Source organism: Wolbachia endosymbiont of Atemnus politus (assembly GCF_013309895.1).
The window spans coordinates 1-6987 of the sequence record NZ_JAAXCS010000072.1 but is presented as its reverse complement, the minus strand read 5'-3'; the positions used below and the strand labels follow the sequence as shown (position 1 = coordinate 6987).

The following is a 6987-nucleotide window of genomic DNA, read 5'->3' as shown; positions in this document are numbered from 1 at the left end:
AAGAACAACATGCCCTATCATACCATAAACTTCGTGCTTTCTACCACCTAGGTCATCTTTACTTTCCCTAACACCAAAAACTGCATCCTTCACTGGCCCCACAACGTTATCGATATAGTGAACAGACTTATAGAAACAGTTTTGTGGAACTTCACTGTTATTTTCTGTTGCAGTAGGAACAGTTCCCTTGTAAGCATATTGCTTAAAATTATTATATATTGACATATTAACCTCCTAAAAAAACTATAATTAAAAATGTATTTACATTACTGTACTATTATAACTTATTTCAGAATAATTGCAACATTATGAATATTTTAACCAAATTATATGTTGCACAAGAGCACATATTGCCCTACCATCAGAAATAAAGAGGTTAATATGAGTTTTACTTTACCTGAACTACCATATGACAAAACGGCTTTAGAGCCTTACATATCTGCAAAGACTTTGGATTTTCATTATGATAAGCATCATAGGGGGTATTTAACTAAGCTCAATGAACTAGTTGAAAATACGGATTATAAACATGTGAAGATTGAAGAATTAATAACAAAAGTTCATGGTAACAGTGATAAAGTTCCTTTGTTTAACAACGCAGCGCAAGTTTGGAACCACACTTTTTATTGGAGTTCAATGAAAAAAAATGGTGGTGGTAAGCCTCAAGATGGTAGTCTTCTGGCAAAAAAAATTCAAGATGATATCGGTGGCTTTGATAAATTTTATGAGGAATTTTCGAGTCATGGGGTAAGCCAATTTGGTAGTGGATGGGTGTGGTTAGTGCTCGAAAAAGGAAAGCTCAAAATCACCAAGACTCCAAATGCAGATTTACCATTAATCCACGGTCAAGTGCCATTGCTCACTATGGATGTCTGGGAGCACGCTTATTATTTAGATTGTCAAAATCGTAGAATTGACTATATAAAGGTTTTCCTTGATCATTTGATTAATTGGGATTTTGCAGAAGAGAACTTAAAAAAGAACACATAGGATGAATGTACCTCAGGTAACGAAACTAGATAATGGCCTGCGCACAATAACCGAGCAGGTGCGTGATGTTGATTCTGTAGCTTTAAGTATACGAGTTGGTGTCGGCAGTAGAGCTGAAAGCGCAAATCAAAATGGAATATCCCACTTTCTAGAGCATATGGCTTTTAAAGGAACGAAGACGAGAACTGCATTTGAAATTGCAAAAGCTTTTGACGACATAGGCGGAGTTTTCAACGCCTGCACCTGCAGAGAAAGCACAAGTTACTACGCAAAAGTTCTCAAGAAAGATATAAAAACTGGTATTGATATATTAATAGATATATTGATGAATTCCACGTTTCCAGAAGATGAATTGGAGCGTGAAAAAGGTGTTGTAATACAAGAAATCTTTCAAACCAATGATTCACCGAGCGATATTATTTTCGACAAATATTTTGAAGCAGCTTATAAAGATCAACCATTTGGTAGGTCGATCTTAGGCACGCAAGATACGGTAAAATCTTTTGCTCGAGGAGATCTAGATAATTACATAAATGAGCATTACTTTGGCGAGAATACGATATTTGCTGTTGCAGGAAATGTTGAGCATGAAGAAGTTACTCAGTTAACCAAGGATTTTCTCTCAAAGATCCATTCAAAAGAGATGAAAAAAAGCCAAAGTGCAAGTTATACTAGTGGTGAGTATCTGGAGCATCGTAAATTAGATCAAGTGCATTTGCTAATAGGCTTTCCTAGCGTTTCTCGCTATGACGATAGATATCACACATTTAAGGTGCTTGATTCTATATTGGGGAGCGGAATGTCATCGCGTCTATTCCAGGAAGTAAGAGAAAAGCAGGGACTTGCTTACTCTGTCTATTCATTTAATTCTAGCTATACTGATACAGGGATGCTTTCCATTTTTGCTGGTACGGATAGTGGCAACCTAGACAAGCTTTTAAAATCTATAACGACAGAACTGAAAAAATTGTCTACGGATGACCTAAAGGAAGAAGAAGTAAATAGGGTAAAAGAGCGAATCAAATCCCAAATTTTAATGTCACGTGAAAGCGTTGGCTCTCGTGCTGAAGCTTTGGGACACTACTATGGCAACTACGATAGGTACATCAGTAAAAATGAATTAATAGAAAAAACTAGTGCAGTTACCGCTACTGACGTAAAAAAAGCAGCAGAAGAACTATTATCTCAGCACGAGAAAACCACTTTAGCTGCAATTGGAGAAATTAAATCTTTGCCAAGCTATGATAAAGTGGTTTCTATGCTTAGTTAGGACTTAGATCCAAAATTATGGTTTAAGAGGCTAGGAAGGCCAGTGCCAAGACATTGAGATCCAGATAAACATTAAGAAATTTACCAAACGAAGAAAAAGGCAAAAGAATCCCCGTGATGCGAGTTTTGACCCTATAATACTGTAACTTGGCGCTGTAATAATGTGCTGACGCTTAGTTTAAGCGCGATTTTGGCTGCATGTGAAAAAATTTAAAAGACATGTAGCCCCAATAATTTATATAATCCGCCAATAAATACCTTAAGTTTTTTACTAAATTTTTGTCGTTGATCCTGCAGGTCAAAAACAAGTTTTGAGTCAGAAATACCCTGAATGACATGGTAATAAGATTGGTGAGGGTTGTCAAGGAGTTTTTAGCATTTAATCCGTTTTCTTTGGGCTACTTGGGTTTTTGTAGGCCTATAGTTATGGGCCGTGGTTTTCAATTAATAACAGCTAAAGATCTTTCTGAAACGTCAATTTCTCCCATATCTGCAACTTTATCATCCTGATCAAATGAAATCTGCAGAGATTTACTGCTATACTTTCTTTTCCCTAAGAAATTAGACTGTTTAATTTTATATGAAATATAATACCAAACATTTTCATCGAATTTAGATATTAATGTTGGTGATCCCAAAGTGTGAACCACTTTTTCCTTATCGTCACCTACTTTTATCTTGCTCCACAATTCAATACTAACGCCCGGAGCTCCATGATCATAAGTAGTATATGCACAATTTATTAAAAACAGTAAAAAGAAAGAAATTAATATTCGCATCTTTATTGATAAATTGTTGTGAAATTATAATACACTAATAAACTACCCGTAGTCAAATTTTGCAAAAGTTAAATTGACTGATTTGTGATATTGTTTAATATAATATTTACTTCAGGAAATAATAGGTGTTCTATGTCACTGTTGCAAGCAGATCCAATATATAAACCCTTCAACTACCCTTGGGCATATGATGCGTGGCTACAGCAACAAAGGATACATTGGATACCTGAAGAAGTTCCGCTTGCTGATGATGTGAAGGATTGGAAAACTAAACTTTCAAATGTGGAAAAAAATTTACTGACTCAGATTTTTAGGTTCTTCACTCAAGCGGACATTGAAGTAAACAACTGCTACATGAGACATTATTCAAATATATTTAAGCCAACAGAAATATGTATGATGCTTGCAAGCTTTTCTAACATGGAAACCGTACATATTGCAGCTTACTCTTATCTTTTAGATACAATTGGTATGCCAGAAAATGAATATCAAGCATTTTTAAAATATGATGCTATGAGAAAAAAGTACGAATATATGTTAGAGTTTGAGGAAAGCAAAAAACACGACAAAAAACACGTAGCCAAAACTCTAGCAGTGTTTGGTGCATTTACTGAGGGGTTGCAGTTATTTGCATCGTTTGCTATTTTGCTCAATTTTCAACGTTTTGGGAAAATGAAGGGCATGGGGCAAATAATTGCCTGGTCAGCACGGGATGAAACCTTGCATACTAATTCAATTATCACCTTATTTCATACGTTTATTAAAGAGAATAATGAAATTTGGAGTGACGAGTTCAAAGAGGAATTATATTCTGCATGTCGCACTATTGTTGGGCTTGAGGATGAATTCATAAAGCTTGCCTTTGATTTAGGAGATGTTGAAGGGCTGTCTGCAGAAGAAGTGCGCAATTATATACGCTACATTGCAAACAGACGGTTAACACAATTGGGTCTTAAATCCATATATGACATTAACGATAACCCTCTTCCGTGGCTTGATGAGATACTAAATGGTGTTGAACATACAAACTTCTTTGAAAATAGAGTAACAGAATATAGCCGTGCAGCAACTCAAGGCACATGGGAAGAAGCTTTTGCTGAAAATGGCAATGATAATAAAGAACGCTAATTTCACTCTTCCTCGTCATCCCAGCGTCACGCGCTGGGATGACACCCCTTCTGGTACTCTTAGAGCATGTCTTGAAAAGGAATGAGGAAAAGAATATGATGAGATAAATTAGTAGATAGGAGGAAAAATTAGACCCCCTGCGAAGCGATATGGCAATAACCTGAATGTAAAGTAGATCAAACGAAAAATTAATTAAAAGCTGTGTCTCAAATTTACAATTCCAGCTATTATGTTAAACCTCATATTATATTTCTTTTGAAAATTACGATAAGTATGCGACAAAATTTTGAATATCTTCAATTCTCTAATCTTATTTTCTACTCTCATCCTAAACGATGCTAACCTTCTGTTATGTTCCTTCTGCTCTGGAGTCAATGACTTTTTACGGTACTTTTTATATGGCATTGCTCTGCAATTTTTGCCAGCCTTGATACCCAGAATCAGCGTATTTTATACTATTCCTTGGCAAAAATTTCTCCTGCTTTCTTATCCGAAAGTCATGAATTTTGCCGCGATGTGACCTTGACACCGACAAAATTTTCCCATTTTCTTCAATTACAATTTCTGTTTTCATTGTTGTCGCTTTCTTCTTACCTGAATAGCTTTTTTTTCTCTTTTTATTGTCTTTTGGCCTCTGTATCGCCTGCTCGGTGACATCGGTTAAAATTTTTAAAATCCTTTCAGGGGTCATCGTTCTATCTTTCGTTATGGTAACTTTTTTGGCCAGCAATGGCTCCATTTTCTTCAGTAATCTGCAGATATTTGAGTTATGCAAGTTAAATAAAAAGCCCAAAAATGGATAAGTTCTATAATAAACTAACGTACATAAAACCTTGTCCTCCAGCATCGGCACATGCGACTTTCTTCCATGGCATTTCTTCTGTTTCTCCAATTTTTCCCACTCAGATCTCACTTTTTCCACCAATTGTCCAAACTCAGCTACTGTTAACCCTGTTAATTGCCTAAAAACATACGGTGTCTTTGCTAATTTTTTGCAACTTATTGTCATTTTTCCTCTACTAAAACCTCTTTTCTTCTTATTTTTTCACTCTTTTTCTCCTATTTCGCAGGGAGTCTAATGTCATTCCTGTGCGTGAGCAGGAAAAAAGGGCATAGATTTAGATATGATCACTATAGAGTGAACCAGAGCATCATCCTAGTGTTGGATTTTGTACTTGAAGCAAGATTATACCTTGAAAAAATTAAGTTTTAATGTTATTAAATAGTTGTTAACCTTGTCTCTGTGATAACTTTATGAACGTTAAAAGTGAGAAAACACATAATACTAAAGTAAAATTACCAATATTTCTTGATTACCAATCTACTACTAAAGTAGATCCTCGCGTTTTAGAGGTAATGATACCTTATTTTGGCGAGTTTAGTAATGCACACTCTCGTAGCCATTCATTTGGTTGGACTGCTGAAGAAGCGGTGGGAAAAGCAAGGAAGCGCATTGCTGATCTAGTAAATGCAGATAGCAAAGAAATTATCTTCACCTCGGGTGCAACTGAGTCAAATAACATGGCGATCAAAGGTGTTGCTCACTTTTATAAAAATAAAGGGGATCATATAATAACTGTTTGTACAGAGCATAAGTGTGTTCTGGATTCTTGTCGGCATCTGGAAAATAAAGGTTTTAAAGTTACATATTTGCCTGTTAAGCAAAGCGGAATTATAGATTTGTCAAAACTTGAGGAGGCAATTACTGATAGAACAATTCTAGTTTCGGTGATGATGGCGAATAATGAAATTGGAGTAATGCAACCTGTAAAAGAAATTGGTGCAATATGTAGGAAACATGACATATTTTTCCACACAGACGCTGCTCAAAGCTTTGGAAAAGTTCCAGTAGATGTAAGTGAAATGAGCATTGATCTTATGAGTCTTTCTAGCCACAAGATTTATGGGCCTATGGGAATAGGTGCATTATATGTCCGTAGAAAGAATCCCCGTGTTAGACTAACGCCATTGATTAGTGGTGGTGGACAGGAGAGGGGTATGCGCTCTGGTACAGTTCCAACTCCCCTTGTAGTTGGTTTTGGTGAAGCGGCGCGTATTGCTAAAGAAGAAATGGAAACAGAAGCAACCAGATTGGAAGGACTGAGAGATATTTTGTACAGCAGGATAAAGGAAGCATTTCCTGATGTTGTTTTAAATGGTGACTATGAAAATAGGATTCCTGGTAACCTCAACTTGAGTTTTCCTTATGTTGAGGGTGAGTCTCTCATCATGGCAATCAAGGATTTAGCAGTAAGTTCTGGTTCTGCATGCACATCTGCGTCTCTTGAACCTTCCTATGTCATACGATCACTAAATAACGGTCATGATCTTGAGCACTCATCAATTAGATTTGGTCTTGGCCGATTTACAACTGAGGACGAAATTTTATATGCAGCAGATCTTGTTGCTAAAAATGTTGGGCGGCTAAGAGAGATGAGCCCACTTTGGGAAATGGTACAAGAAGGAATAGATTTAAACACCGTGAAATGGGACTCTCACTAAAGCAGCAGTAGAGTAATGAGATAGATGAACTTGTTGCATTTCTTGCATCGATCACGCTTCTCCCAAGTATTCTGCGATGCTCATCTGCGTTTTTCTTGAAAATTTCTTACCATAAATTGGTTATGCAAAAGAAAGTTGTATTTTTTTTGTTGACTTGCCTATATTCTATAATAAGCATAGAAGGTATAAGTAATGATTATTAATATGACTGATAAAATAAATAATGAGCAAAAGCTTTATTCAGAATGGCCAAAAGTTGATTATTGGACAAACGAAAGTGAGGAGTGTATTTCATGCGGTTCTTTATCTTTTTTAGAAA

Annotated in this window: 5 protein-coding genes and 2 pseudogenes; 4 read left to right on the top strand and 3 right to left on the bottom strand. The window is 36.1% G+C overall.

From position 1 onward, the window contains the following. Positions 1–225, bottom strand: a pseudogene (locus HET73_RS05190) (hypothetical protein); the annotation flags it as partial. Between the two features lie 156 nt (positions 226–381). Here HET73_RS05190 and HET73_RS05185 point away from each other — a divergent pair. Both HET73_RS05185 and HET73_RS05180 read left to right on the top strand, forming a co-directional pair. Continuing rightward, entirely contained in the window at positions 382–990 is a 609-nt protein-coding gene (locus HET73_RS05185; protein WP_174133270.1) for a superoxide dismutase, read from the top strand. Position 991: 1 nt separating this feature from the next. After that, a complete protein-coding gene (locus HET73_RS05180; protein ID WP_174134132.1) occupies positions 992–2260 on the top strand; it encodes a M16 family metallopeptidase in 1269 nt (422 codons plus the stop codon). A 439-nt stretch (positions 2261–2699) separates the two neighbouring features. On the opposite strand, the gene HET73_RS05175 is transcribed toward HET73_RS05180, so the two are convergent. Continuing rightward, entirely contained in the window at positions 2700–3038 is a 339-nt protein-coding gene (locus tag HET73_RS05175; RefSeq protein WP_174133272.1) for an outer membrane protein assembly factor BamE, read from the bottom strand. Positions 3039–3170: 132 nt separating this feature from the next. Between HET73_RS05175 and HET73_RS05170 the strand changes: the two genes are divergently transcribed. Continuing rightward, positions 3171–4166, top strand: coding sequence for a ribonucleotide-diphosphate reductase subunit beta (locus tag HET73_RS05170; RefSeq protein WP_174133273.1), 996 nt, complete (start codon positions 3171–3173; stop codon positions 4164–4166). Between the two features lie 192 nt (positions 4167–4358). Here the strand turns inward: HET73_RS05170 and HET73_RS05165 are convergent. After that, positions 4359–5175: pseudogene (locus tag HET73_RS05165) on the bottom strand (transposase). A 245-nt stretch (positions 5176–5420) separates the two neighbouring features. Between HET73_RS05165 and HET73_RS05160 the strand changes: the two are divergent. Beyond that, a complete protein-coding gene (locus tag HET73_RS05160; protein ID WP_174133257.1) occupies positions 5421–6668 on the top strand; it encodes an IscS subfamily cysteine desulfurase in 1248 nt (415 codons plus the stop codon). The last annotated feature ends 319 nt before the right edge of the window (positions 6669–6987 follow it).

What these genes read in the sequence shown, in the direction of transcription:
- HET73_RS05180 (WP_174134132.1), top strand. Translation starts at nt 992, where the DNA reads ATGAATGTACCTCAGGTAACGAAACTAGATAATGGCCTGCGCACAATA.
- HET73_RS05160 (WP_174133257.1), top strand. Translation starts at nt 5,421, where the DNA reads ATGAACGTTAAAAGTGAGAAAACACATAATACTAAAGTAAAATTACCA.
- HET73_RS05175 (WP_174133272.1), bottom strand. Translation starts at nt 3,038, where the DNA reads ATGCGAATATTAATTTCTTTCTTTTTACTGTTTTTAATAAATTGTGCA.
- HET73_RS05170 (WP_174133273.1), top strand. Translation starts at nt 3,171, where the DNA reads ATGTCACTGTTGCAAGCAGATCCAATATATAAACCCTTCAACTACCCT.
- HET73_RS05185 (WP_174133270.1), top strand. Translation starts at nt 382, where the DNA reads ATGAGTTTTACTTTACCTGAACTACCATATGACAAAACGGCTTTAGAG.